We start from the raw sequence: 24454 nt of genomic DNA, 5'->3' as shown, positions 1-24454 counted from the left end.
CAATGCACCCCCGAGGATATTTTTGGCCAGATGAAGAACGGATCGGGTTTGAAAGAAAAGCTGGTCGCCCAGGCATTGAGCGAGGGTTTTGTGTCCTGTCGGATTTGCAGGCCCTGGGATGTGCCGCAGGTTCTGGGCCGGTTGGAAGCGTTTCTGCAGGCCGGATATCATGGGCAGATGGGATGGATGGCAGAGCGCACCCATTGGCGTGGTGATCCGGCGATTTTGTGGCCCGAGGCCCGGTCGGTGATAATGCTGGCCGAAAGCTACGCGCCCGAGCATGATCCGACCGAAATTCTGAACTATCCCGAAAAAGCGGCGATTTCGGTCTATGCTCAGAACAAGGACTATCATGATCTGGTCAAGAAGCGTCTGAAACGACTGGCGCGCTGGTTGATTGCCGAGGCCGGTGGCGAAGTGAAAGTGTTTGTCGATACAGCACCTGTGCCGGAAAAGGCACTTGGTCAGGCTGCGGGATTGGGTTGGCAGGGAAAACACACCAATCTGGTTAGTCGGGATTGGGGCAATTGGGCTTTCATAGGGTCTGTTTTCACGACTTTGGACTTGCCGGCCGATCCAGCGGAGATTGACCGCTGCGGGTCGTGCCGGGCCTGCCTGGATAGTTGCCCGACCGACGCGTTTCCTGTCCCGTACCTTTTGGATTCGCGGCGCTGTATCTCGTATCTGACAATCGAGCACAAAGGTCCGGTCGAGGAAGAGTTGCGCGGCAAATTGGGCAACAGGATCTATGGATGCGATGATTGTCTTGCGGCGTGTCCGTGGAACAAATTCGCGGTGGCGGCCAGTGACATTCGGTATGCGGCCCGGGATGACCTTAAGGCGCCTGCGTTAACTGATCTTGTGGCACTGGATGATGCCGCGTTTCGGGAGAAGTTTTCCGGCTCGCCCATCAAGCGGATTGGTCGCGACCGGTTTGTGCGCAATGTGCTGTATGCCATCGGCAATTCGGGCAATGCAGAACTGTGTAGTGCCGCGCAGGCGCTAACGGACGACCCTGATCCGGCAGTGGCCGACGCGGCGCGCTGGGCGGTAAAACGGCTGTCGTAAATGCCGCAAACAGGCTGGACGTGACGGCGCAAACCGCTAGACCCTTTGTCAGCGAACAGATGGAGGACCCGATGGCGCTGGCTTTGGGGGTGGATACAGGCGGAACCTACACGGATGCGGTGCTGATCCGGGATGAGAAAGAGGTGATTGCCTCGGCCAAGTCCCTGACAACACGGGCGGATCTGGCGATTGGTGTGGGCAGGGCGATTTCGTCCGTGTTGGACGAGGCGCGGGTTTCACCCGACAAGATATCGATGGCGTCGCTGTCGACCACCCTGGCCACGAACGCCTTGGTCGAAGGGCAGGGCGGGCGTGTTGCGCTTGTGTATATCGGCTTCAAGGACAGTGATCTGGAAAAGCACGGGCTAAAGGATGCGCTTAAAGGCGACCCGGCGCTTGTGATTTCCGGTGGCCACAGCCATGCCGGTGGCGAAGCTGCGCCGCTGGATATTGCGGCGCTTGAGGCATTTTTAGACTCTCATAAAGGGATATCCGGCTTTGCCGTTGCTTCGCAATTCGCCACACGCAACCCGGCGCATGAGCTGGAAGCAGCGCGGATTATTTCGGAGAAGACAGGGGCACCGGTCACGTGTTCCCATCACCTGTCGGCCAGGCTGAACGGCCCGAAACGGGCGGTGACCGCCGTTCTGAACGCGCGATTGATTGGTATGATCGACCGCCTGATCGGCCGGGCACAGGACAGGTTGCACGAGCTGGGCATCACGGCCCCGATGATGGTGGTGCGCGGTGATGGTGCGCTGATGAGTGCCGAGCAGGCGCGTGAACGCCCGATCGAGACGATCCTCAGCGGCCCGGCGGCTTCGATTGTGGGGGCACGCTGGCTGACCGGAGTCGAGAATGCGCTTGTCTCTGATATTGGCGGGACCACGACGGATGTGGCTTTGATCCGGGACGGCAAGCCTGCGATTGATCCGGCCGGGGCGCAGGTGGGCGGTTTCCGCACCATGGTCGAGGCAGTGGCGATGCGGACCCATGGATTGGGCGGTGACAGCCAGGTTCACGTGGTTACTGAAGGCTTGGGCGGCGGCGTATTCCTGGGGCCGCGGCGGGTGCTGCCGGTTTCTCTGATCGCGTCGGAAGCGCCCGAAGTCGTGCATGCCGCGCTGGACAAGCAACTGCGGGCAACAACGGTGGGTGAGTTTGATACACGGTTCGCCCGAAGGGTTTCAGGGATGCGCGCTGATGAGGTCGGGCCGCGCGAGAATACCTTGCTGGAGCGGCTCGGTGACCAGGTTTTGCCGCTGAGCAGCCTGTTGCGGACCAGAATGGACAACGGCGCGCTGACGCGGCTGGTGGACCGCGGGCTTGTTCAGGTCTCGGGCGTCACGCCTTCGGATGCCAGCCATGTTCTGGGCCGGGTCGATGCCTGGGATTCAAGCGCTGCCCGCAAGGCGCTGGAACTTGTGTCTCGCAAGAGGGTGGGGTCGGGTGATGTTCTGGCGAAGTCTCCGGAACAGCTGGCTGGCATGATCGTGGATCAACTGACCGAACAGACCAGTTTGACCTTGTTAGAGACAGCTTTTGCCGAAGAAGGGCATGATTTTGGGGTTCATCCTCAGGATCTGGCCCGTCATGTACTGACCCGGCGCGGCCTGGCAGGGCATCGTGGCCTGTTGTCTCTGGATACGGCTTTGAATGTGGATGTCGTGGGCCTTGGCGCTTCGGCGCCCAGCTACTATCCGGCCGTCGGGGAGCGGTTGCGATGCCGTATGATCCTGCCCGAGCATACCGGCGTCGCAAATGCCATCGGTGCGGTTGTCGGGCGGCTGACTTTGCGGCGCTCGGGCACCGTAACCTCGCCTGCCGAGGGGCGATATCGCGTGCATCTGGACAGTGGGCCACAGGATTTTGCGGCGTCAGATCAGGCATTGGCGCTGTTGGAAGCTGTTTTGAAGGAAGAAGCCGAATCCGCAGTCCGCGAAGCCGGGGCTGAAGATATCCGGGTCATTGTCGACAGGGACATCAAGACCGCGCGCATCGAGGCGCAGGATGTGTTTGTCGAAGCCCTTGTGACGGTCGAGGCAAGTGGCCGCCCACGAGTGGCCACTGGCTAGCCCCCCTTCGAATTCATAGAGGGTCGGGGCAGGTCGTCGTTTACTCGGCCGCATCCGCGCGTTTGGGCAGAACCCACTCCTGGCGCGGAAAGTGGCAGGTATACCCGTTCGGGATGCGGACCAGATAGTCCTGATGCTCTGGCTCCGCTTCCCAGAAATCTCCGACGGACGCAACCTCGGTCACGACTTTGCCGGGCCATAGGCCACTGGCATTCACATCGGCAATCGTGTCCAGCGCGACCTGCTTCTGATTGTCGTCGGCATAGTAGATAGCCGAACGATAGCTCAGCCCGAGGTCGTTGCCCTGACGGTTCACCGTCGTGGGATCGTGAATCTGGAAAAAGAACTCCAGCAAAGTGCGGTAAGATGTTTGTGCAGGATCGAACCAGATTTCGATCCCTTCGGCATGGGTGCCATGATTGCGGTAGGTGGCGTTGGGCACGTCACCGCCCGTATATCCGACACGGGTGCGGGAAACGCCGGGAAGTTTGCGGATCAGATCCTGCATGCCCCAGAAACATCCCCCGGCAAGTACGGCGCGTTCTTCAGTCATCAGATGTCCTCCACATGGATCAAATATTCGCCATAGCCTTCGGTCTCCATCTCGTCACGATGAATGAACCGCAGCGCGGCTGAGTTTATGCAGTAGCGCAGCCCGCCATGTTCGCGCGGACCGTCAGGAAATACATGCCCCAGATGGCTATCACCGTGTTTCGAGCGCACCTCGGTACGGATCATGCCGAGGGTGGCGTCCCGAAACTCTTCCACGTGTTCGTGGATGATGGGCTTCGTGAAACTGGGCCAGCCGCAGCCGGATTCGTATTTGTGGGTCGAAGCGAACAATGGCTCTCCCGAGACGATATCAACGTAAATCCCGGGCTCCTTGTTGCCCAGATACTTGCCGGTGCCGGGGCGTTCGGTACCGCTGCGCTGCGTGACGTGGTATTCTTCGGGTGACAGAGCGGCGATGGCCTCGGGGTCTTTGGTATAGCGGGTCATGGCTCCTCCGGTTTTTGACGCGACTTGGCCTCCTATTTGGGCATAACGAGGCAAAAAGCAAAATCATATTTCAGCCATCTCGCGCGCTCGTGCATGTGATCCGGTTGCCAGGCGGGCACGTAGTTCTCAGTAAAGGAGGTGCCGCCATGTTCAGACTGCTTCTGCTATTCGCCTTGCTGTTGATCGCCCGCGCGGTGCAAGCTGCGCCTTTGACTGGCGAATTTGATTCGATCGACGGCGGCACGTTGTCTATCGAAGACTGGCGAGGCCAGCCGGTTCTGATCGTGAATACCGCGTCCCGATGCGGGTTCACAGGGCAGTATGCGGGCCTGCAAAAGGTTCATGACACTTACGCGGACCGGGGGCTGGTGGTTCTGGCCGTCCCGTCGGATTCGTTCAAACAGGAACTGGGCTCCGCGGCAGAGGTAAAGCGGTTCTGCGAGTTGAACTATGACCTGACCCTGCCCATGACCGATATAACGCCAGTCAAAGGGGTGGATGCGCACCCATTCTACAAGGCTGTCGCCGAGCAGACGGGCTTTGTCCCCAGCTGGAACTTCAACAAGATCCTTATCGATCCGTCAGGCGAGGTCGTCGCCACGTTTGGGTCTAATGTGCGGCCTGACTCGCGGAAACTATTGAGTCAGGTCGAGGCTTTGCTGCGCTGAACCGGTTGTCTGGATAGCTGAACAGCTAAAATCCCCAGCGTGGTAATGCCTACTCCGACCGCATCCATGGGCCCGAGCTTTTCACCAAGCAACAGTGCAGCAATTGCGACACCGAACACCGGGTTCAGGAAGTGAAAGGTTGCGGCCCGGACAGCACCGATTCTGTTCAGCAACATGAACCAGATCAAAGTCGCCAGCAGCCCGGGGGCAAGGGTGGTGTAGGTGAACGCAAGAAGCAGGGGCAGCGTTGGATGGACATAGATCGTCTCAAAGAATGGCGCAGCCACAAACAGTACGGCTGAGCCGACAAACATCTGCAACCCGACGACCATCATGAAGTTCCCGCCCGATGTCGCACCGCGGACCGCCAGTGTCGCGAAGGTCAGGGCCAGGGCGCCGATCCCGCACAGCATCACGCCAAACATATCGACCCCTGCGTTGATCCTGCTACTCATGATCAAGGCGACGCCGAAGAAGCCAGCCAGCAGCCCGACAATTCCCATGGGTCGCAGTTTTTCCCGGAAGAACAACCAACCCGCGACGGCAACCAGCAACGGCATTGTCGAGGCGATGATCGCGGCAACCGAGGCTTCGACCGTTTGCATGGCATAGAAATTCAGACCCAAATAAAGGGCATTTTGGCAAACTCCGAACAGGATGGTCGCCCGCCATTGGACCCTTGTCAGATGCCAGCTTTGTCCCATGGCTCGCGCAATCGCCACTCCGATGATGCCAGATAACAGGAACCTCAGGGCCAGTGAAAACAGCGGTGAAGCATCGGCAACAATGATCCGCGCCGAGGAAAAGGCCGACGACCAGATCAGGGCAAATGTCAGCCCCATGGCTATGGCGCGCAGATCCATGAAACCTCCATCCCGGAACGCCGGGACTGTTGCCGAATTCCGATCAGGCCGCAAGCGCCGCAGGGGTTCAGCGTCAAAAAAGCCACATGTGCCGTGCAAGAATTCTTGGGTTTTCGTTTTTATTGATTGACCAGCCAATTAAGGATATTCGCGCCAAATCTGACCAATCAAGGGAGGTTTGTCGGTGTTCCTGGAATACATCTTGTCTTTTGGCGTCCTGCTGGCCCTGGGCCTGGTCGCTTTCTTCGTCGTGAAATGGTGGAACCTGCGCTGCGTCGGGGTGACGCCAGTCCACCTGTTCACGTTTATCGCGATCCTGTTCACATCCGGGCTGGATGTCGGCCTGATCATGTTCCCTCTGACCGAGTTCGGGGGCTATGCCGAAGACCCGGCCTATGCATTCGCCAACCCGCTGGCGATCGAATTCGGGTTCTGGGGCTTTCTGATCTGGGCCTTCTACTTCCTGACCGCGTTCTATTTCTGCGTCATCGAACCGCGTGTGAAGTTCTTTGAGATCCCGCTGGTCAAGCTGATCAACAACGTGGTCATCATCGGCACCTGTGCTTTCACCGCCAGCCTGTTCCTGATCTACCTGCCCGGCTACCTGCCCGAGGTCGGAGATGGCGAATCCGTGGTCACCACCTTCTACATCATCGTGTTCGTGGTGATTCTGGCGGCGGCCTATTCGTCGACCGATCTGAAATACGTGCGTATCCTGTCGGTGGGATCGACCTTCCTGTTCCTGGCTCTGATCCTGGGGATGTGGGCGGCGGCCGGTATGGGTATGACCGGGTTCGTTGATACTGGCAGCAACATCAGTGCGTATTTCGCTAACCTGCACAAGTTCGTCCTGCCGCTGACCGACTATCACGCCTTCTACCTGTTCTGGTGGTTCGCATGGTCGATCATGATTGGCCAGTTCACCTCGCGCTTTGTGGGCGGTCTGACCACGTGGCAACTGTTGGCCGCGCTGCTGATCTTTCCGTCGATCCCGTTGGCGATCTGGTTCACCGTTCTCTACTACTACCACCTGAACGGCATCAGCACCGCAGGCATCACCAACATCGCGATGGTGATCGTGGGCGTGACCTTCGTCATCAACTCGCTGGACTCGTTGATTAGACTCTATACCGACAATCTGAACATGACGGTCGAAAGGTTCGGCAAGGCGGCTTATGTGGCGGGCAACGTGGCGTTGCTGTTCGTCCTGACCCTGTTGTTCCAGAGCCAGTGGCTGCAGATCCAGTGGATCGGCGCGGTCGTGGTGGGTCTCTATCTGGCCTGTGTGGTCTATATCCTGCTCGCCAAGCGCAATGAGGTGCTGAGCATTGATTCCATGCCCGAAGATCGTGATCTGGACTTCCACAAAGTTGAGACAGTTCACTGATTGGTTTTCAACAACAAACAGGAAAAGGGCCCCGATTTCGGGGCCCTTTTTTGCAAAGGCAAAGTCTTTCCGCCTTCGAGCGCTAGCTTGCGTCGATATTGAGACGGTATTTGAGGAACTTCTCGCCACCGTAATCAACTTCGCCTACGGGACACGCGCCCAGTTTTCTAAGTGCGCCAAGTTTCTTGCGTGAGGGCGGCAGCAAGAATGTCACCGACGTTATCCGTTCGTCGGATTTTGCAAACTCCATGGCTCGCCTTGTTATTCTGGCCCCCAATCCAAATGCTCCGGGCATGAGGACCAGGCCGAAATCCCACTCTTCGCCCTCTTTTTGAAAGCCGCCCCATCCCACATAGTCGCCACCGTGCAGAAAGGCCCAATGGCCAAGTCCATCACGGGTCCAATAGGCCTCTTTCGCCTTCACGAACTCATTGACAGTCTCTTCATCCCAGTCCTGCGTCAGCAGGGGCATGTGTTCCGCAAGTCGCGGGTTCTTCATATGAGCCAGGATTTCTGGGGTCGAGATCTGGGTAAGCCGGGTGAAAGAAATTTCTTGTTTCATAAAACGGGATATAGGGAGGGTCTTGCGCACACAAAGAGGTCCACGCCAAAAACACCGGTCGCGATGATACCGCGCCGGTTCCAATCCGATGACTGCTTGGTGGTGAGCATGTGAGACCAGGACAGGTCTTGAACCCGGTGGGAGCTTACAGGTGCCAGCACAAAAAAAGGGCCGCGAAAACGCGACCCCTTTGAATCTTCATCGGTGATCCGATCAGCCGTTCACGCTGTCCTTCAGCGCCTTCGCAATGGTCATTTTCACAACCTTGTCGGCCTCTTTGGTGAATGTCTCACCAGTGGCCGGGTTGCGGACCTGACGCTCGGGGCGCTCACGGCAGTAGATTTTGCCGACGCCGGGCAGGGTTACTGCGCCACCGGCCGAAACTTCGCGGGTAATCAGGCCTGTGATGGCCTCCAGCGCGGAGTTCGCGGATTTCTTATCGGTCCCCATTTCCTCAGCGAGAGCAGCAACCAGCTGAGTCTTTGTCATAGGCTTTGCCATTTCTTGGTCTCCTTAACGTGCCCGATCTCTTGGGCCTCACCGCGTAACTGTAACGGGATATTGTGTTGGAACACAACGAATAGTAGCGCGGAAAACCCTAAAAATATGGGGAAAACGTTGCTTTTTTGCGTCAGAGGAAGGCCGTTTCGTCAAAAGAACGCAATTTCCGGCTGTGCAGACGCTCCAACGGCATGCCGCGCAGGTGCTCCATCGCACGAATGCCAATGGCCAGATGGCGGCTTACCTGCGTTGTATAGAAGTCCGAAGCCATGCCGGGAAGCTTTAATTCTCCGTGCAGGGGTTTGTCTGACACGCACAGCAAAGTGCCGTAGGGAACCCGGAACCTATAGCCATTGGCGGCAATGGTGGCGCTTTCCATATCCAGCGCGATGGCCCGAGACTGGCTGAGCCGCTGAACCGGTCCGGACTGGTCGCGCAGTTCCCAGTTTCGGTTGTCGACAGATGCAACGGTGCCGGTGCGCATGATGCGCTTTAGCTCGTACCCTTCCAGTTCGGTGACCTCGGCGACAGCCCGCTCCAGCGCGACCTGCACTTCCGCCAGCGGCGGGATCGGCACCCAGACCGGGAGGTCGTCATCCAGCACCTTGTCCTCACGCAGGTAGGCATGTGCCAGCACGAAATCCCCCAACGCCTGCGTATTCCGCAATCCGGCGCAGTGACCAACCATAAGCCATGCATGGGGCCGCAGAACCGCGATGTGGTCTGTGGCGGTCTTGGCGTTGGAAGGGCCGACACCGATATTGACCAGAGTGATGCCGGAACCGTCTGCGCGCTTCAGGTGGTAGGTCGGCATCTGGGGCAGCTTCAGCGGTTGCTCGAGGGCGGCATCCGGTGTGGTGATCTCGACATTGCCGGTCGAGACAAAGCTTGTGTAACCGCTGTCCGGATCGGCCAGCTGTTCGCGCGCGTAGTTCTCGAACTCGGACACGTAGAACTGGTAGTTGGTAAACAGGACGTGGTTCTGAAAGTGGCTGGGGTCGGTCGCTGTATAATGGGACAGCCGCGCCAGCGAGTAGTCCACACGTTGCGCGGTGAAAAGCGACAACGGTCCTGCCAGATCTTCGTGATCATGCACCCCGTTGACGATATCGTCGTTGGTGGTGGTCAGATCGGGAACGTCAAACACATCCCTGAGCGTGAATCCGGCAGCACCCTGCTGCGGCACCACCAGTTCCGGGTTGTTGGCCACGGCGAAGTGTACCGGGATCGGCGTGTCCGAAGGCCCGATAGTCACAGGCTGGTCATGGTTTCGGATCAGCAGCGCGATCTGTTGTGTCAGGTAAGACCGGAACAGATCGGGACGGGTCACCGTGGTGGCGTGAACACCCGGTTCCGAAACATGACCAAAACTCAGGCGACTGTCGACATGTGCATAGGAGGAGGTTTTGATGCGAATTTCCGGGTAATAGGCTCTGAATCGCTCAGCCGGAGCGCCGTGTCCCATGGTTTTGGCAAAGCTGTCGCACAGAAACCTTGTAGCCTGATTGTACAACTCCTCCAGCCGCGCAACTGCGGCCTCGGGGTCGGTGAAGCTTTGCGGATCAGGTGCATCCGGTGTTTTTATGATTGTCATGCAAGTGGTTCCAAAAGGTCGATTTTCTCAAACGTCCGCACATCCACCAGCCCAAGGTCGGAAATCCGCAGTTCCGGGATCACCACCAGGGCCAACAGTGAATGCTGCATGTACGCGTTGTTCAGCTTACAGCCGCAGGCTTCCATCGCCGCGACCATTTTTTGCGCCTTGTCGGCCACTTCCGAGGCCGGCCGGTCCGACATCAGGCCGGCGATGGGCAACTCAACCAGTGCCAGCTCCTCGCCCTCGCGGAAAATGGTGATACCACCGCCCACCTCGGCCAGGCGGTTGGCGGCCAGCGCCATCTGCTCGCGGCTGGTGCCGACGACGATCATGTGGTGGCTGTCATGGGCCACGGTCGACGCCATTGCCATGTTGCCCTGGTATCCAAACCCGGACACAAAGGCATTAGTTACCCCGCCAGTGGCCTTGTGCCTTTCAACCAGCGCGATCTGACAGACATCATCTTCGCCTTCGACCAGCCCGCCGATGATTGGCAACTCGGCCTTCAGCGCTTTGGTCGGAGCCTGGTTTTCGACCACTCCGATCACATTGGCACGTATCCTGTTTGCGCCTGCCGGGGCTGCGATCTCAAAATCGGCATCCGTCAGAGTGTGTCCCAGGTGAACGGTGTTACGGGCCTTGTCCGGCCAGTTAAGGTGCGGGCATTCCACTGTGGCTTTACCGGCTTCGGCCACGACTTGCCCGCGCGCGATGACCATCTCGACAGGCAATTCGGTCAGATCCGAACTCAGAATAATGTCGGCCCGCCGTCCGGGGGTTACGGACCCTATTTCCCGCTCAAGCCCGAAATGGGTTGCGGTGTTGATTGTTGCCATTTGCAGCGCGATCAGCGGATCGCATCCGCAGGCAATGGCGTGACGGACAACGCGGTTCATATGCCCGTCGTTGACCAGCGTGCCCGAATGGCAATCATCCGTGCACAGAATGAAATTGCGGGGGTCCAGACCTTTCTGCGTCAGGGCAGTGATCTGACTTTCGACATCATACCAGGCTGAACCCAGCCGCATCATGGATCGCATCCCCTGGCGCACGCGGGCAATGGCATCCGCTTCGCATGTGCCCTCATGATCATCTGCCGGGCCGCCTGCGACATAGGCCGCAAAATCAGACCCTAAATCGGGCGAAGCGTAGTGCCCGCCGACGGTTTTGCCCGCCCGCTGCGTGGCGGCGATTTCAGCCAGCATCTTGGGGTCGCCATGGATCACGCCCGGAAAGTTCATCATTTCACCCAACCCGATAATGCCTGGCCAGGACATCGCCTCGGCTACATCATCGGGGGTGATTTCATAGCCGGTGGTCTCCAGCCCTGGTGCGGACGGTGCGCAGGACGGCATCTGCGTAAAGATGTTCACCGGCTGCATCATCGCCTCGTCATGCATCATACGCACGCCGTCCAGACCCAGAACATTGGCAATCTCATGCGGGTCGGTGAACATCGAGGTGGTGCCGTGCGGAATCACGGCCCGGGCAAATTCGGCCGGGGTCAGCATCCCCGATTCGATATGCATATGCGCGTCGCACAGGCCCGGAACGATATATCGCCCGTTTGCTTCGATGATTCGCGTCTTGGGGCCGATGCAGTGTGACGCGTCTGTCCCGACATAAGCCACGCGCCCGTCGGCTACGGCGACGGAATGATTGGGGAGCAGTTCGCGGCTGTGTACGTTCACCCAGATACCATCGCGGATGACCATGTCCGCAGCTTCGCGCCCGGCGGCAACTGAGATCAAACGGGGGGCGACATCGGGCCAGCTTGGGAAAGGTGTGTATTCCATGGCTCAACTTTCCCGAATGCGCGGTCAGGTGCAACCCCCGGCGGTCGGGTATCATGAAACCATCACAATTTGCCGGATGGGGCTGAGCACTTGCAATGCGCCGCGGTTCGGGTTTTGCATGGTGCCATGGATTATGACGCAATAGATGCAGACAGTTTTGGACGCAGCCTCAGTGGGATCGGTCTGAACTTGCTGGTTCGCGATGTACCGGCGGAATGCGCTTTCTTAGAGGCTGTTTTTAACATGACCAGCCACCAAGTGACCGCAGATTTTGCGATCGTCACCTACGGAACGCACGTCTTTCAGTTGCACTCTGACGGGACATACCACTCAAATCCCCTGCTTGGATTGCTGCCCGAGAATCCCCCGCGCGGGGCCGGTGTTGAAATTCGCTTGTACGAAACAGACCCGGACGATGCATCCGCCCGTGCAGAAGGGGCCGGGGGCACCGTTCTGCAGGCCCCAACGGATAAACCGCATGGATTGCGCGAGGCCTATATCCTCTGTGAAAACGGATATGCCTGGGTTCCCAGCCGCCCGAAAGACGTAAATCAGGACTGAGCTGCCAGCAGTGCGCAGCGCTGCCTGGCCCAACCAAAGGAGATGTCCAACGGGCATAGACGATGGGCGGGAGATCTACTCGCCGGGATCAGCTCGGAACGGGTTCGGCAATTTCCTTTCGCAGCCATTCAGCAAACGCAACTGCCCCTGAATTCTCTTCGGCCTGAGGTGAAAGCAACAGGTAGTACGCCTCGGGCATCGCGGCACGATGTGCGAAGGGGGCGATCAGGCTTCCTTTCTCAATCAGATGTTTGGCAATGGCGTCATGGGCCAGGCACAACCCGCCGCCTGCCATCGCGACGGACAGGCCAAACAAATAGGTCGTGGCATAAGTTATGGGCGGATTTTCCCAATTCAGGCTCTGATCTTCAGCCCAGCTTGCCCAGTTTGACATGAGGTTCGAACAGTCGAACAGGGGCTGCTGTTGCAGGGTCGCCAAAGTGACCGGATAATTCGGAGCACATACCGGATAATAGGCGTCGGAACATAGAAACTCGGTCCTCACGGTATCTGCCGGACGCAGCGAATAACGGATCTCGACCGCCGCGCCCTCGGCCATTTCCCGGGGTTCCCAAAGTTCGGTGAAGATATTCAGTTGGACATCAGGGTGCACAGCGCGAAACCGGGGCAGACGGGGGGCCAGCCAGTTTACCGCAAAGGTGATATTGCATTGCACCTGCACCGCGTTCTGCTGCGCTCCGGTAACGGCTTGGGTGCCCCGGACAAGGGTGCGAAAAGCGTCACGAACAACAGGCAAATAGGTTATTCCGGCCTCGGTCAGCTCCAGCGCTCGGTGACGACGCAGAAACAGGGGCTGCCCCAGGTGACCTTCCAGCGCCTTGATTTGTTGACTGACAGCACTTTGCGTCATGTTCAGGTCGCGTGCGGCCCCGGTAAAGGAAAGATGGCGGGCCGCCGCTTCAAAAGTGCGCAGCCAGCCCAAAGGTGGAAGCAGTTTTTGCATTGCATAACTCTGGCATTAGCTGAGCTAATGGATTAACCGCGAATTTTTCGTTGGTCAAACCCGTTTGCAAAAGGCACGGTTCCACGCAGACCCGAAATACAGGAGTTTCTGACATGACCGTTACCAGCCTGCGCCCCAATATTGACCACTGGCCCGAACGTGTGGACATGGCCGCCGCATTCCGCTGGACCGAACGGCTGAAGATGCACGAAGCGGTCGCGAACCACTTCAGCCTGGCGGTGAACGAAGACGGCACGCAGTTTCTGATGAATCCCAATCAGATGCACTTTTCCCGTATACGGGCCTCGGATCTGTTGTTTCTGGACGCAAATGACCCGAACGTGATGGACCAGCCCGGTGCACCGGACCCGACCGCGTGGGGCCTGCACGGATCGATTCATCGACATTGCCCACATGCGCGTTGCGTGATGCATGTGCATTCGATCTTCGCCACCGTACTGGCCTCGCTGGCGGACAGTACGATGCCTGCGATCGACCAGAACACCGCCACGTTTTACAACCGTTACGTTGTTGACGAGGAATTTGGCGGTCTGGCCTTTGAGAGTGAAGGCGAACGCTGTGCCTCGATGCTGGCGGACCCGAAAAAGAAAGTCATGATCATGGGCAATCATGGTGTTCTGGTGATCGGCAGCGATCCTGCGGACGCGTTCAACAGGCTCTATTACTTCGAAAGAGCTGCGGAAACCTACATACGCGCGCTGCAAACGGGACAGAAGTTGCGGGTTCTTCCGGACGAGATCGCCGAGAAAACGGCGCAAGAGCTTGATGACTATCCCGGGCAGGCCGAAGCGCATATGCGCGAAATCAAGGCCGTGCTGGACGCCGAAGGCTCGGACTACGCCACCTGAACCAGACCCTCCTGACGGGCAGAGCAACCGGACGTGTCTGCACGGCGCCGGAGCCCTGAATATTGCCGATCCCAACCACAGGATACTTCGACGTGACAGACAATTCTCAGATGCAGGACATGAGCCGCGAGTGGAATTACCACCCTGATCTGCCCTTGCAGAATCCTTCGGTGTTTCGCTGGCCACCTGATCCGGCGTATTTGGCGGGCTGGCTCGCCCGGAACTGGCTGACCCTTAGCGAACGGGTTCTGATGCTGGGATTGGCCGTTGCGCTGTGGGCGTTTTTCTACCCATCGCTCGAAACCGTCAGGACTTTTGCGTTTGGCTGGATTTTTCAGATCTGGCTGGTGAATTTTGCCATGATCTTCATCGTCGCCGGAGGGTTGCACTGGTACTTCTATACGCGCAAGGCGCAGGGTAAAAAGCTGAAGTTCGAACGGCGCGAGCAGGGCAAGAACAACAAGCTGTGGAATTTCAGCGATCAGGTGCTGGACAACATGTTCTGGTCTCTGGGGTCGGGCGTTCTGCAGCTGACCGGGTTTCAGGCCGTGACCATGTGGTTGATGGCCAACGGATATACGCCAACCATCACCTTTGCTGAAAATCCGGTCTGGTTCATCCTTTGGCTGATCCTGCTGCCAATGTGGTCGGCCTTTCATTTTTACTGGGTGCACCGTCTGCTGCATCAGCCGTTCCTCTATAAAAAGGTCCACAGCCTGCATCACCGAAACGTCAATATCGGCCCTTGGTCAGGTTTCTCGATGCATCCGGTCGAGCATTTCTTTTATCTCTCGACCCTGTGCATTCACTGGATTGTTCCGTCCCATCCGATCCACCTGTATTTCCACATCGTGTTTCAGGGCCCGGGCGCTGCGATGACCCATACCGGGTACGAGGAATTGCTGGTGAAGGATAGAAAACGGCTGGCTCTGGGCACGTTCTACCACCAGCTCCACCATCGGTATTACGAATGCAACTACGGCAATCAGGAAATGCCTTGGGACCGCTGGTTCGGAACTTTCCATGACGGCTCGCCCGAGGCGACCGAAGTTACCCGGGCGCGCAAGAAAAAGATGTTCGGCTGACTGGCGGCGGTTTCAGGTTCCGCGCGTCCGCAGGGCGCGCGGTGTCTCACCGAACTCGGCCCTGAACGCGCGCGTCAGGGCGCTGGGATCATCGTAGCCCGTGCGCAAGGCGATCTCGGCGATGCTCAGATCGGTTTCGGAAACCAGTTTGCGCGCCAGATTAAGTCGCAGCCGCCGATAAACCTGTGCCGGCCCCGCGCCGAGTTCAGAGTTCATTCGGATTGAAAGCGCCTTTTGGGAACGCCCCACGCGCCGGGCTATATCAGACACTAACAAAGGTGATTCCAGGTTTTCCTGCATCAGGCCCAAAGCCTTGTTCACATAGCCGCTGGTTGCACCGGCCCCGCCGGTATGAGAGCGTGCGGAGTCGCGGGTCATGAACAATTGGGACACTTCCAGGGCCAGGGCCTGCCCGTGATCCCGCCCGATCAGAAACAGGACCAAATCGAAAGCTGCCATGGCGCCTGAACAGGTAATGCGGTTGCGGTCGATGACATATCGCTCACGCAGGGCCGTGACTTCGGGGAAGCGTTCGGTAAAACCTGTCAGTTCCTCCCAGTGGATGGTAGCGCGATGCCCGTCCAGCAAGCCGGCCCGCGCCAGCAGCCAGCTACCGGTGTCCAGGCCTGCCAGTGTTTGGAACCTTTCTGCAGCCGATCTTAGTCCGGCCAGCGTACGCCAGCCGCCATGGGCCTGAAATCCGTATGACGGCATAACCCACAACATGTCGCCATGAGATTTTTGCAGCGTTTCATGCGGTGCGACCTGCAGGCCGGATGAGGATGTAACGGGCCCAGGATCCAGCGACAGGAATGTCCAGTCATAAAGGGTTCGCCCCGACAGGGTGTTCGCCGCGCGCAGCGGTTCGACCGAATTGGCAAGGCAATGGTTCGAAAACCCGTCGAACAGTAGAACGCCCAGTCGCTGCGTTGCAGGAGGAGATTTTTTCCATTTCGGCATGATAATCGTCTAATTCTGTATGATCGTGATTTCAAGCCACGTCAGGATAACGACAAGTCCAAATGTGGAGTGAACCGATGCAATATGGCCTGTCCGACGAACAGGAGATGATCGTCTCAACCGTTCGCAGCTTTGTCGAGAACGAGATCTACCCGCACGAAGAACTGGTCGAACGGACCGGTGAAGTTCCGCACGAGATCGCCGAGGACATCAAACGCAAGACTTTGGAACTGGGCTTTTATGCCTGCAACTTTCCCGAAAGTGTCGGTTGCGCCGGGCTAAACCATCTGGAATTTGCCCTGGTCGAGCGCGAACTGGGGCGGGGTTCGATGGCGCTGAACCATTTCTTCGGGCGGCCGCAGAATATTCTTATGGCCTGTGAAGGGGACCAGATCGAACGCTACCTTATGCCTGCCGTGCGCGGTGAGCGGATGGATGCGCTGGCAATGACCGAACCCGGCGCGGGTTCGGATGTGCGTGGCATGAAATGTGCAGCTGTGCGTGACGGCGGTGACTGGGTTGTCAACGGGACCAAGCATTTCATCTCGGGCGCCGAGCATGCCGACTTTATCATCGTCTTCATCGCTACAGGCGAAGATCAGACGCCAAAAGGCCCTAAAAAGCGGATTACGGCGTTTTTGGTGGATCGTGGGACTCCGGGTTTCACGATTCGGGACGGTTACAAGTCGGTCAGTCACCGCGGTTACAAGAACATGGTTCTGGACTTTGACGATTGTCGACTGCCCGATGCTCAGGTTCTGGGTGAGGTCGATGGCGGTTTCGAGGTCATGAACACATGGCTCTATGCCACCCGTATCACCGTTGCGGCCATGTCCGTGGGGCGCGCCCGCCGCGCCTTTGATTATGCGCTGGATTATGCCGCGACGCGCGAACAGTTCGGGCAGAAGATCGGCAAGTTTCAGGGCGTTTCGTTCCAGATCGCCGACATGATCACCGAGATTGACGCAGCCGATTTGTTGACGCTGGCCGCCGCCGACCGGCTGGACCAGGGTTTGCCAAGCAACCGCGAGATCGCCTCGGCCAAGCTTTATGCGTCGGAGATGCTGGCGCGGGTGACCGATGCCGCGATTCAGGTTCATGGTGGTATGGGGCTGATGGACGACTACCCGCTTGAACGGTTCTGGCGCGATGCCCGCGTTGAACGCATCTGGGACGGCACCAGCGAAATTCAGCGCCACATCATCAGCCGCGATCTGTTGCGGGCGCTGGGCGCATGACGCCGGAGCTCGTGTGATGGGTGCTTTGGCGCGCGTTCTGAACCCTTCGACACTGGCGGTCATCGGTGGCGGTGCGTGGTGCGCCGAAGTGATTTCGCAGGCCCGCAAGTTCGGATTTGAGGGAGAAATCTGGCCGGTTCATCCCAAGGCTGCGCAAGTCGCGGGTTTACAGGCTTATGCGTCGATTGAGGATCTGCCCCGCCCCCCCGATCTGGCTTTCGTGGGGATCAACCGTCATGCAACCGTATCCGCGGTTGCAGCCCTTTCTGCAAGCGGCGCGGGCGGAGCGGTCTGCTTCGCCTCGGGCTTCACCGAAGCGCGGGCCGAAGACGATCAGGCTGCCGATCTGCAATCGCAACTGGTCTCTGCCGCCGGAGATATGCCGATACTCGGGCCCAATTGCTATGGCTTTGTGAATGGCCTGAACCGAACTGCGGTCTGGCCGGATCAGCATGGAATGCAGCCTGTTGATCGTGGTGTGGCGATCCTGACGCAAAGCTCGAATATGGCCATCAACATGACGATGCAGCGCCGTGCCCTGCCGTTGGCCTTTATCCTGACCTGCGGGAATCAGGCTCAGACGCATCAGGCCGATATCGCGTCGGCCCTTTTGGACGATGACCGGATCACCGCCATCGGCGTGCATATCGAAGGCTTTGGCGATCTGCGCAAATGGGAGGCGCTGGCCACCAAGGCGCACGTGCGCGGGGTGCCGATCGTCGCTCTAAAGATGGGGCGTTCCGCGCATGCACAGGCGGCGACGATCTCGCATACCGCGTCCCTGGCAGGAGGCGACGCCGGAGCACAGGCTTTTCTGGACCGCCTTGGGATTGCCCGGCTGGGTGACATTCCGAGCTTTCTGGAATGCCTGAAACTGCTGCATGTCACCGGACGTCTGGATGGCAACGGTCTGGGCATGATCAGCTGCTCTGGTGGCGAGGCGAGCCTGGGCGCGGATATGGCCGAGGGGCGCGATCTGCATTTCCCGCCGCTGACAGACCGGCAAAAGACCGATCTGCGCGCCGCGTTGGGGCCGATGGTGGCTTTGGCAAACCCGCTGGACTATCACACCTATATCTGGCGCGACACCGACGCGATGACCCGCGCCTGGACCGGATTGACCGGGCCGGACAAGGCGCTGACGATGTCGATTGTCGACTATCCCCATACCGATGCGACCGACTGGGCCTGCGCCACGCAGGCGGCGCTGAACTGCGTCGCGCACACGGGTCGCCCCTTTGCGGTAACAGCGACCCTGCCCGAACTGATGCCGCAGGACGTGGCGCGACAACTGGTCGACGGTGGTGTTGTCCCTTTTGCCGGCCTGCACGAGGCGCTGGCCGCAATCGAGGCGGCGGCGCGCGTCGTACCTGAACCGGCCGAACCGGTTTTGTTGCCCTCAAACTCTGACCCGGATCAGGTTCTGACCGAAGCGCAAGCAAAAGAGGCTTTGGCAGGTCACGGCGTGAAGGTGCCGCGGCGTGTTGTAGCTTGCAAAAGCAGCGTGGCCGAGGCCGCAGTCGGTTTGTGTGGCCCCTTTGCGGTCAAAGGCATTGGCCTGGCACACAAGTCCGAACATGGTGCGGTTCATCTCGGTGTAAGTTCCGATGCTCTGACCGCCGTGGCAGAGAAGATCGGCACGGACGACATACTGATCGAGGAGATGGCGGATGGCGGTGTTGCCGAGTTGCTGATCGGCGTCACGCGTGATCCGGCGCATGGATTTGTCCTGACTTTGGGGGCGGGCGGGGTACTGACTGAAATTCTGCGTGATACCGTCTCAATGCTCGTGCCTTCGTCCCGGCAGGCCGTGCAGAACGCGCTGGGACGGTTGGCCTGTGCACCGTTGCTGGCAGGATACCGGGGCAAACCGGCAGCGGATATCGATGCAATTCTGGACGCGGTCGAAGCCGTACAGGCGTATGTCATTGCCAATGCGGCAACTGTCAGCGAAGTTGAAATCAATCCTCTCATCTGCACCAAGGAAGGTGCGGTTGCGGTGGATGCCCTGATCCGAAAGGCAAGCTCATGAATCCGGTCAAAACCAAACGCGATGGCGCAATTCTGCAAGTTACACTGGACCGACCCAAGGCCAATGCCATCGATCTGGCGACAAGCCGCGTCATGGGGGACGTATTTCGCGATTTCCGCGATGACCCCGATCTGCGTGTGGCCATTCTGACCGGCGGAGGGGACAAGTTTTTTTGCCCCGGCTGGGATCTGAAAGCCGCGGCCGACGGCGACGCGGTTGACGGCGATTATGGTGTTGGTGGTTTTGGCGGGCTTCAGGAACTACGCGACATGAACAAGCCTGTGATCGCTGCCGTGAACGGAATCGCCTGTGGGGGCGGTCTGGAGCTGGCACTGAGCGCTGACATCATTATTGCCGCCGATCATGCCAGCTTTGCCCTGCCCGAAATTCGTTCGGGCACGATTGCCGATGCCGCCAGCGTCAAACTGCCCAAACGTATTCCCTATCATGTTGCCATGGAACTGTTGCTGACGGGACGTTGGTTTGATGCGGACGAGGCGCACCGCTGGGGTCTGGTCAATGAAATCGTTCCCGTCGATCAACTGATGGACCGCGCATGGGAGCTTGCGCGGCTTCTGGCAAGCGGCCCGCCTCTGGTCTATGCGGCAATCAAGGAAGTTGTGCGTGAGGCTGAAGATTCGAAGTTTCAGGACATCATGAACCGGATCACGCGGCGCCAATTGTCGACGATCGATACCTTGTACGGCTCTGATGATAATCTGGAAGGCGCGCGGGCTTTCGCCGAAAAACGCGACCCGGTCTGGAAAGGGCGCTGAACGGCGCGGCTATTCAAATGCGTTCGAACAGCGCGATGAACGCGGTGTCATCCTTGTTGTCGCCTGCAGCAAGATCTCCGTAGATGCGAACTTCGGTCAGGGTCAGATTGCGGATCTGATCCTGTTCCAACTCCCTTAGCGCCTCGGCAAAGCCGAGCTTTTCAAAGTGCCTGGCGTTGATGGAGAGCGCGAACTGCGCCCCGGCACGCGCTATGCGCAACAAAGCGGGCAGAACATCCGGCCCCAGATGGCCATGCGTGAATGTGCCTGACGAAACGATGCCGGCATAACTGTCTTGGGGAACCGGGATTCCGTGGTTCAGATCGGCCTCGATCGCATCCCGGTATATGTCCTTTCGCATTGCCTGACTCAGCATTTCACTACTGATGTCAGTGGCATCTATGGGTCCGACTCCCAGCCCTGCCAGCACCGCGCCGCACAGGCCGGTGCCGGCACCCACATCCAGAACCGGCCCTTGGCCGCCTGCACCGACAAAGGCGCGGGCGGTGTGAACATGAAGCTGATAGTCTTCGAGGGCCGCAAAGCCTTCGTCGTAATCTCCGGCCCATTCGGCATAGAGGCGTTTGTTGTCCTCTGGCGTTTTCAGCGCATAGGCGGCTTTCAGATCGGGGTTCTTGTCGCTCATGACACAATCAAAGGCGCATCAGGGGATTCGAATCAAGTATCCTCGGGCAGGTGCTTGCATCTGGCGCTTTAGCGGATCATCTAAGGGGCCATGACTGGATCTCTTTTTTCGTTTGGACACGGGTATTCGGCGCAGGCACTGTCGCGGCTGCTGATGCATGATGGATGGCAGATTGTCGGGACAACCCGGGATGCGGACGGGGCCGATGCAATCCGGGCCTCAGGTGCCGACCCTCTGATCTGGCCGGGTCAGGCACCTTCACTGGATGGGGTGACGCATTTGCTGATCTCGATCGCGCCGACGGCAAAAGGCGATCCGGTTCTGGCCGCCCTGCGGACCGAGATCGAGGCGCGGGCCAATCAGTTTTCCTGGGTGGGATATCTGTCGACAACCGCGGTTTACGGCGATCATCAGGGCGACTGGGTCGACGAATCGACGCCGCCTGCACCAACGGCTGACCGGGGCCAGTGGCGCTTGCACGCGGAACAGGAATGGGCGGGAATTCCGGGCCTGCCGACGCATATCTTCCGACTGGCGGGCATCTATGGTCCCGGGCGGGGACCATTTTCCAAACTCAAACGCGGCGGGCTGCGGCGGATCATCAAGCCGGGGCAGGTTTTCTCGCGCATTCACGTTGCCGATGTTGCGCAGGTACTGCGGGCGTCCATGGCACGGCCCAATCCCGGTTCTGTGTACAATGTTTGTGATGACGAGCCTGTTCCGCCTCAGGACGTCATCGGTTACGCGGCAAAGCTTCAGGGGCTTCCGCTGCCGCCAGCCGTGGCATTTGAGGACGCTGACATGACTCCGATGGCGCGCAGTTTCTACAATGAGAACAAGCGCGTCAGAAACGACCGTATCAAGGAAGAGCTGGGCGTGCGGCTTCTTTATCCCGACTATCGTGTCGGGCTGGAATCCCTGATGAAGCGGTAGCGGTTAAGAAACGCCATTTCTGACTGGATCTTTTACTGTTGAATCCCCGGGTCAGGCGACCTGCGGGGATGAGTGTGGTGTGCATGTCGGGTGTTGGTCCGGCCCGATCAGGTTTCGCTGTCTGAGGTGAATTCCAAGTAATAGCTAAAAGCTATGAAATTGATCGGAAAACAAAACTTTTTTGCATGGTTTGAATTTGCTAATCCTGCCGGTGAGTGATGTGGACGACTCGGCACGATGAGTGCTGTTCGAACCACTATACTTATCTGAGATTTGCACACGCGAACCTGCCGGACTTAGCCAGGATTGGAGATCGATATGGACGGAAGTGATAACCCCAAAACAGGCGGATGCCCTGTCATGCATGGTGCGGGTACCCGGTCGAACCGGGACTGGTGGCCGAACCAGTTGAACCTGTCGATTCTGCACCAGAAAACCCCAGCATCAAATCCGCTGGGTGCGGATTTTGATTATGCCGAAGAATTCAAGAAGCTGGACATGAAAGCGCTGAAGGAAGACCTTTATGCGCTGATGACGGATTCGCAGGACTGGTGGCCGGCGGACTATGGCCACTACGGTGGCCTGTTTATCCGGATGGCCTGGCACAGCGCCGGGACGTACCGGACGGCGGATGGACGCGGCGGGGCCTCGACGGGAAACCAGCGGTTCGCACCGTTGAACAGCTGGCCGGACAACGGCAACCTCGACAAGGCCCGCCGTCTTCTGTGGCCGATCAAACAGAAATACGGCAACCAGATCTCATGGGCCGATCTGATGATTCTGGCCGGTAACTGCGCCATCGAGTCAATGGGCGGCAAGACCTTTGGTTTCGCCGGAGGCCGCGAAGATATATGGGCGCCCGAGGAAGACATCTATTGGGGCGCCGAGACGGACTGGCTGGCTCCGACAGACAACCCGCATAGCCGCTATTCGGGCGAGCGCGATCTGGAAAACCCGCTGGCCGCCGTGCAGATGGGCCTGATCTACGTGAACCCGGAAGGCCCGGATGGTGAACCCAACGTTCTGGCCTCGGGCCGCGATATTCGCGATACCTTTGGCCGGATGGCGATGAACGACGAGGAAACCGTTGCGCTGGTTGCGGGTGGTCATACTTTCGGCAAAGCGCACGGTGCGGGCGACCCCGATCTGGTAGGCCCGGAACCAGAAGCCGCCCCGATCGAGGAAATGGGCTTTGGCTGGATCAACAATTTTGGTTCTGGCAAGGGGGATGACACCACGACCTCGGGGATCGAAGGCGCATGGACCGCGAACCCGATCAAATGGGACAACGGCTATTTTGACCTGCTGTTCGGCTATGACTGGAACCTGACCAAAAGCCCCTCGGGCGCGTATATCTGGGAGCCGGTCGGCGTGAAAGAGGAAGACATGGCCCCGGCGGCGCATGATCCGTCCAAGAAGGTGAAGACCATGATGACAACCGCCGACATGGCGATGCGCATGGACCCGATCTACGGCCCGATCTCGAAGCGTTTCCATGAGAACCCGGAAGAGTTCGCAGATGCCTTCGCACGGGCCTGGTTCAAACTGACCCACCGCGACATGGGTCCGCGTTCGGCCTATATTGGTCCGGAAGCCCCGACCGAAGAGTTGATCTGGCAGGACAACGTTCCGGCCGTGGATCACGATCTGGTCGATGATGCGGATGTGGCAGACCTTAAGGCCAAGATTGCAGCGGCAGGATTGTCGGTGTCTCAGCTGGTTTCGACCGCCTGGGCCTCTGCTTCGACCTTCCGCGGATCTGACAAACGCGGAGGTGCCAATGGTGCACGTATCCGGCTTGCGCCGCAGAAAGACTGGGACGTCAACGAGCCTTTGAAACTGTCCAAGGCGCTGGATGCCCTGTCGGGAGTTCAGAAGGCTTTTAATGGCGGACAGTCGGGTGGCAAGAAAGTATCGCTGGCGGATGTGATCGTTCTTGCGGGTGCGGTTGGAATCGAGCAGGCGGCCAAAGCCGGTGGTCAGGATGTCGAAGTGCCTTTCACCCCGGGCCGCGCGGATGCAACGCAGGAACAGACCGATGTCGAGAGCTTCTCGGTGATGGAACCCATTGCCGACGGTTTCCGCAACTACCAGAAGGCCGACTACACCGTCTCACCCGAGGAGTTGCTGGTTGACCGGGCGCAGTTGTTGAACCTGTCGGCACCCGAGATGACAGCACTTGTTGGTGGCCTGCGCGTTCTGGGCGCCAACTTCGGCGACAGCAAGCATGGCGTCTTCACTGATCGTGTCGGAGCACTGACCAACGACTTCTTCACCAACATTCTGGACATGAGCACCGAATGGAAGCCCGCAGGCAAGGGCGTCTACGAAGGGCGCGACCGGTCCAGCGGAGAGGTCAAATGGACCGGCACCCGAGTTGATCTGGTCTTTGGTTCGAACTCGCAGCTGCGGGCACTGGCCGAGGTCTATGGTCAGGCCGACGCCGAGGGCAAATTCGTCTGTGACTTTGTCTCGGCTTGGAACAAGGTGATGAACGCGGATCGTTTCGATCTGCACTAAACCAGCGACCATTACTGTGATTGCGCCGCCCTAGGAGACTCGGGCGGCGTTTTCTTTGGTTAGGACCTAGGTGCATACCAAACAGTGGGTACGATTCCGCCGAAAGGTCGACTTCTTACCCGGTTTCTGCAGCGCACAAGCCGCTCAAACGCGCGAACTATTAAGATAACCTGTTGTTTTCATTAACCCGCGTCAGTTTCTGCAGTGAAATGTGAAGTTTTTTGAAAATGGGGGTTGCAGGTCCCAGACCTAATCCGTAAATACCCCTTCACCGGCGCTGCTGAGGCGGTGCTGACGGGTCGGGGAGACGGCCTGACGGACTGGAAAGACGGTTGAGACGCTCGGGAGAGACCG

The 24454-nt window shown here is 58.8% G+C and carries 22 protein-coding genes; 12 read left to right on the top strand and 10 right to left on the bottom strand.

Annotated elements, in window-relative coordinates; genetic code table 11:
* Positions 1 to 30: 30 nt before the first annotated feature.
* Complete coding sequence (gene queG, locus ACR0FE_RS22995) at positions 31 to 1068, top strand: tRNA epoxyqueuosine(34) reductase QueG (RefSeq protein ID WP_480915487.1); 1038 nt, start codon at positions 31 to 33, stop codon at positions 1066 to 1068.
* A 71-nt stretch (positions 1069 to 1139) separates the two neighbouring features.
* Positions 1140 to 3143: a hydantoinase/oxoprolinase family protein gene (locus tag ACR0FE_RS22990; RefSeq protein ID WP_480915486.1), complete on the top strand. Its 2004-nt coding sequence runs from the start codon at positions 1140 to 1142 to the stop codon at positions 3141 to 3143.
* A 40-nt stretch (positions 3144 to 3183) separates the two neighbouring features.
* On the opposite strand, the gene msrA is transcribed toward ACR0FE_RS22990, so the two are convergent.
* Both msrA and msrB read right to left on the bottom strand, forming a co-directional pair.
* Positions 3184 to 3696, bottom strand: coding sequence for a peptide-methionine (S)-S-oxide reductase MsrA (gene msrA, locus ACR0FE_RS22985; protein WP_480915485.1), 513 nt, complete (start codon positions 3694 to 3696; stop codon positions 3184 to 3186).
* A complete protein-coding gene (gene msrB / locus ACR0FE_RS22980; RefSeq protein WP_170617350.1) occupies positions 3696 to 4142 on the bottom strand; it encodes a peptide-methionine (R)-S-oxide reductase MsrB in 447 nt (148 codons plus the stop codon). Before msrB ends, msrA begins: the two co-directional genes overlap by 1 nt.
* A 146-nt stretch (positions 4143 to 4288) precedes the next feature.
* On the opposite strand from msrB, the gene ACR0FE_RS22975 reads away from it, so the two are divergent.
* Positions 4289 to 4810: a glutathione peroxidase gene (locus tag ACR0FE_RS22975; RefSeq protein ID WP_480915484.1), complete on the top strand. Its 522-nt coding sequence runs from the start codon at positions 4289 to 4291 to the stop codon at positions 4808 to 4810.
* Here ACR0FE_RS22975 and ACR0FE_RS22970 read toward each other — a convergent pair.
* Positions 4786 to 5673: a DMT family transporter gene (locus ACR0FE_RS22970; protein WP_480915483.1), complete on the bottom strand. Its 888-nt coding sequence runs from the start codon at positions 5671 to 5673 to the stop codon at positions 4786 to 4788. The genes ACR0FE_RS22975 and ACR0FE_RS22970 overlap by 25 nt on opposite strands.
* Before the next feature lie 190 nt (positions 5674 to 5863).
* Here ACR0FE_RS22970 and ACR0FE_RS22965 point away from each other — a divergent pair, with 190 nt between their 5' ends.
* Positions 5864 to 7060, top strand: a complete 1197-nt coding sequence (locus ACR0FE_RS22965) for a BCCT family transporter (RefSeq protein ID WP_170682610.1) — start codon at positions 5864 to 5866, stop codon at positions 7058 to 7060.
* Positions 7061 to 7142: 82 nt separating this feature from the next.
* On the opposite strand, the gene ACR0FE_RS22960 is transcribed toward ACR0FE_RS22965, so the two are convergent.
* From ACR0FE_RS22960 to ade, 4 genes are all read right to left on the bottom strand, one after another.
* Positions 7143 to 7622 (bottom strand): GNAT family N-acetyltransferase, encoded by a 480-nt coding sequence (locus tag ACR0FE_RS22960; RefSeq protein WP_170682595.1) that lies wholly within the window; start codon positions 7620 to 7622, stop codon positions 7143 to 7145.
* A gap of 213 nt (positions 7623 to 7835) precedes the next feature.
* On the bottom strand, positions 7836 to 8123 hold the full coding sequence (locus ACR0FE_RS22955; RefSeq protein ID WP_117871130.1) for an HU family DNA-binding protein: 288 nt from the start codon (positions 8121 to 8123) through the stop codon (positions 7836 to 7838).
* Between the two features lie 130 nt (positions 8124 to 8253).
* Positions 8254 to 9717 carry an AMP nucleosidase gene (locus tag ACR0FE_RS22950; protein ID WP_480915481.1) on the bottom strand — a complete coding sequence of 488 codons (1464 nt, stop codon included), beginning with the start codon at positions 9715 to 9717 and terminating at the stop codon, positions 8254 to 8256.
* Complete coding sequence (gene ade, locus ACR0FE_RS22945; RefSeq protein WP_480915478.1) at positions 9714 to 11516, bottom strand: adenine deaminase; 1803 nt, start codon at positions 11514 to 11516, stop codon at positions 9714 to 9716. Before ade ends, ACR0FE_RS22950 begins: the two co-directional genes overlap by 4 nt.
* 126 nt (positions 11517 to 11642) lie before the next feature.
* On the opposite strand from ade, the gene ACR0FE_RS22940 reads away from it, so the two are divergent.
* The gene (locus tag ACR0FE_RS22940; RefSeq protein WP_170808357.1) at positions 11643 to 12077 is read left to right on the top strand and encodes a VOC family protein; all 435 of its coding nucleotides are present in this window, start codon (positions 11643 to 11645) and stop codon (positions 12075 to 12077) included.
* An 88-nt stretch (positions 12078 to 12165) separates the two neighbouring features.
* Here the strand turns inward: ACR0FE_RS22940 and ACR0FE_RS22935 are convergent, their stop codons facing one another.
* Complete coding sequence (locus ACR0FE_RS22935; RefSeq protein ID WP_480915475.1) at positions 12166 to 13041, bottom strand: LysR family transcriptional regulator; 876 nt, start codon at positions 13039 to 13041, stop codon at positions 12166 to 12168.
* Between the two features lie 113 nt (positions 13042 to 13154).
* Here ACR0FE_RS22935 and ACR0FE_RS22930 point away from each other — a divergent pair, with 113 nt between their 5' ends.
* On the top strand, positions 13155 to 13910 hold the full coding sequence (locus ACR0FE_RS22930) for a class II aldolase and adducin N-terminal domain-containing protein (RefSeq protein ID WP_480490886.1): 756 nt from the start codon (positions 13155 to 13157) through the stop codon (positions 13908 to 13910).
* A gap of 92 nt (positions 13911 to 14002) precedes the next feature.
* Complete coding sequence (locus tag ACR0FE_RS22925) at positions 14003 to 14995, top strand: sterol desaturase family protein (protein WP_480490884.1); 993 nt, start codon at positions 14003 to 14005, stop codon at positions 14993 to 14995.
* Positions 14996 to 15007: 12 nt separating this feature from the next.
* Here ACR0FE_RS22925 and ACR0FE_RS22920 read toward each other — a convergent pair whose 3' ends face one another.
* The gene (locus ACR0FE_RS22920) at positions 15008 to 15955 is read right to left on the bottom strand and encodes a GlxA family transcriptional regulator (RefSeq protein WP_170619856.1); all 948 of its coding nucleotides are present in this window, start codon (positions 15953 to 15955) and stop codon (positions 15008 to 15010) included.
* A 77-nt stretch (positions 15956 to 16032) separates the two neighbouring features.
* Between ACR0FE_RS22920 and ACR0FE_RS22915 the strand changes: the two genes are divergently transcribed.
* From ACR0FE_RS22915 to ACR0FE_RS22905, 3 genes are read left to right on the top strand one after another with little or no spacing between them, the layout of a single operon-like run.
* Entirely contained in the window at positions 16033 to 17193 is a 1161-nt protein-coding gene (locus ACR0FE_RS22915) for an acyl-CoA dehydrogenase family protein (RefSeq protein WP_170682600.1), read from the top strand.
* 16 nt (positions 17194 to 17209) lie between these two features.
* Complete coding sequence (locus tag ACR0FE_RS22910; RefSeq protein ID WP_480915473.1) at positions 17210 to 19225, top strand: acetate--CoA ligase family protein; 2016 nt, start codon at positions 17210 to 17212, stop codon at positions 19223 to 19225.
* A complete protein-coding gene (locus tag ACR0FE_RS22905) occupies positions 19222 to 20001 on the top strand; it encodes a carnitinyl-CoA dehydratase (RefSeq protein WP_170617373.1) in 780 nt (259 codons plus the stop codon). Before ACR0FE_RS22910 ends, ACR0FE_RS22905 begins: the two co-directional genes overlap by 4 nt.
* 13 nt (positions 20002 to 20014) lie before the next feature.
* Here the strand turns inward: ACR0FE_RS22905 and ACR0FE_RS22900 are convergent, their stop codons facing one another.
* Positions 20015 to 20647, bottom strand: coding sequence for a class I SAM-dependent DNA methyltransferase (locus ACR0FE_RS22900; RefSeq protein ID WP_480527337.1), 633 nt, complete (start codon positions 20645 to 20647; stop codon positions 20015 to 20017).
* Positions 20648 to 20737: 90 nt separating this feature from the next.
* Between ACR0FE_RS22900 and ACR0FE_RS22895 the strand changes: the two genes are divergently transcribed.
* Positions 20738 to 21580 (top strand): SDR family oxidoreductase, encoded by an 843-nt coding sequence (locus tag ACR0FE_RS22895; protein WP_170617377.1) that lies wholly within the window; start codon positions 20738 to 20740, stop codon positions 21578 to 21580.
* A gap of 318 nt (positions 21581 to 21898) precedes the next feature.
* Positions 21899 to 24100 carry a catalase/peroxidase HPI gene (gene katG / locus ACR0FE_RS22890; RefSeq protein ID WP_480915469.1) on the top strand — a complete coding sequence of 734 codons (2202 nt, stop codon included), beginning with the start codon at positions 21899 to 21901 and terminating at the stop codon, positions 24098 to 24100.
* The last annotated feature ends 354 nt before the right edge of the window (positions 24101 to 24454 follow it).

It is taken from the genome of Ruegeria sp. K7, assembly GCF_056531785.1.
This window is presented reverse-complemented; position numbering and strand designations above follow the sequence as displayed.

Bases quoted from the DNA above. Each gene is read 5' to 3' on its own strand.
- msrA (WP_480915485.1), bottom strand. From the start codon at position 3,696: ATGACTGAAGAACGCGCCGTACTTGCCGGGGGATGTTTCTGGGGCATG.
- ACR0FE_RS22950 (WP_480915481.1), bottom strand. From the start codon at position 9,717: ATGACAATCATAAAAACACCGGATGCACCTGATCCGCAAAGCTTCACC.
- ACR0FE_RS22910 (WP_480915473.1), top strand. From the start codon at position 17,210: ATGGGTGCTTTGGCGCGCGTTCTGAACCCTTCGACACTGGCGGTCATC.
- ACR0FE_RS22895 (WP_170617377.1), top strand. From the start codon at position 20,738: ATGACTGGATCTCTTTTTTCGTTTGGACACGGGTATTCGGCGCAGGCA.
- ACR0FE_RS22915 (WP_170682600.1), top strand. From the start codon at position 16,033: ATGCAATATGGCCTGTCCGACGAACAGGAGATGATCGTCTCAACCGTT.
- ade (WP_480915478.1), bottom strand. From the start codon at position 11,516: ATGGAATACACACCTTTCCCAAGCTGGCCCGATGTCGCCCCCCGTTTG.
- ACR0FE_RS22900 (WP_480527337.1), bottom strand. From the start codon at position 20,647: ATGAGCGACAAGAACCCCGATCTGAAAGCCGCCTATGCGCTGAAAACG.
- ACR0FE_RS22960 (WP_170682595.1), bottom strand. From the start codon at position 7,622: ATGAAACAAGAAATTTCTTTCACCCGGCTTACCCAGATCTCGACCCCA.
- msrB (WP_170617350.1), bottom strand. From the start codon at position 4,142: ATGACCCGCTATACCAAAGACCCCGAGGCCATCGCCGCTCTGTCACCC.
- ACR0FE_RS22930 (WP_480490886.1), top strand. From the start codon at position 13,155: ATGACCGTTACCAGCCTGCGCCCCAATATTGACCACTGGCCCGAACGT.
- katG (WP_480915469.1), top strand. From the start codon at position 21,899: ATGGACGGAAGTGATAACCCCAAAACAGGCGGATGCCCTGTCATGCAT.
- ACR0FE_RS22955 (WP_117871130.1), bottom strand. From the start codon at position 8,123: ATGGCAAAGCCTATGACAAAGACTCAGCTGGTTGCTGCTCTCGCTGAG.
- ACR0FE_RS22935 (WP_480915475.1), bottom strand. From the start codon at position 13,041: ATGCAAAAACTGCTTCCACCTTTGGGCTGGCTGCGCACTTTTGAAGCG.
- ACR0FE_RS22940 (WP_170808357.1), top strand. From the start codon at position 11,643: ATGGATTATGACGCAATAGATGCAGACAGTTTTGGACGCAGCCTCAGT.
- ACR0FE_RS22975 (WP_480915484.1), top strand. From the start codon at position 4,289: ATGTTCAGACTGCTTCTGCTATTCGCCTTGCTGTTGATCGCCCGCGCG.
- ACR0FE_RS22990 (WP_480915486.1), top strand. From the start codon at position 1,140: ATGGCGCTGGCTTTGGGGGTGGATACAGGCGGAACCTACACGGATGCG.
- queG (WP_480915487.1), top strand. From the start codon at position 31: ATGAAGAACGGATCGGGTTTGAAAGAAAAGCTGGTCGCCCAGGCATTG.
- ACR0FE_RS22970 (WP_480915483.1), bottom strand. From the start codon at position 5,673: ATGGATCTGCGCGCCATAGCCATGGGGCTGACATTTGCCCTGATCTGG.
- ACR0FE_RS22920 (WP_170619856.1), bottom strand. From the start codon at position 15,955: ATGCCGAAATGGAAAAAATCTCCTCCTGCAACGCAGCGACTGGGCGTT.
- ACR0FE_RS22905 (WP_170617373.1), top strand. From the start codon at position 19,222: ATGAATCCGGTCAAAACCAAACGCGATGGCGCAATTCTGCAAGTTACA.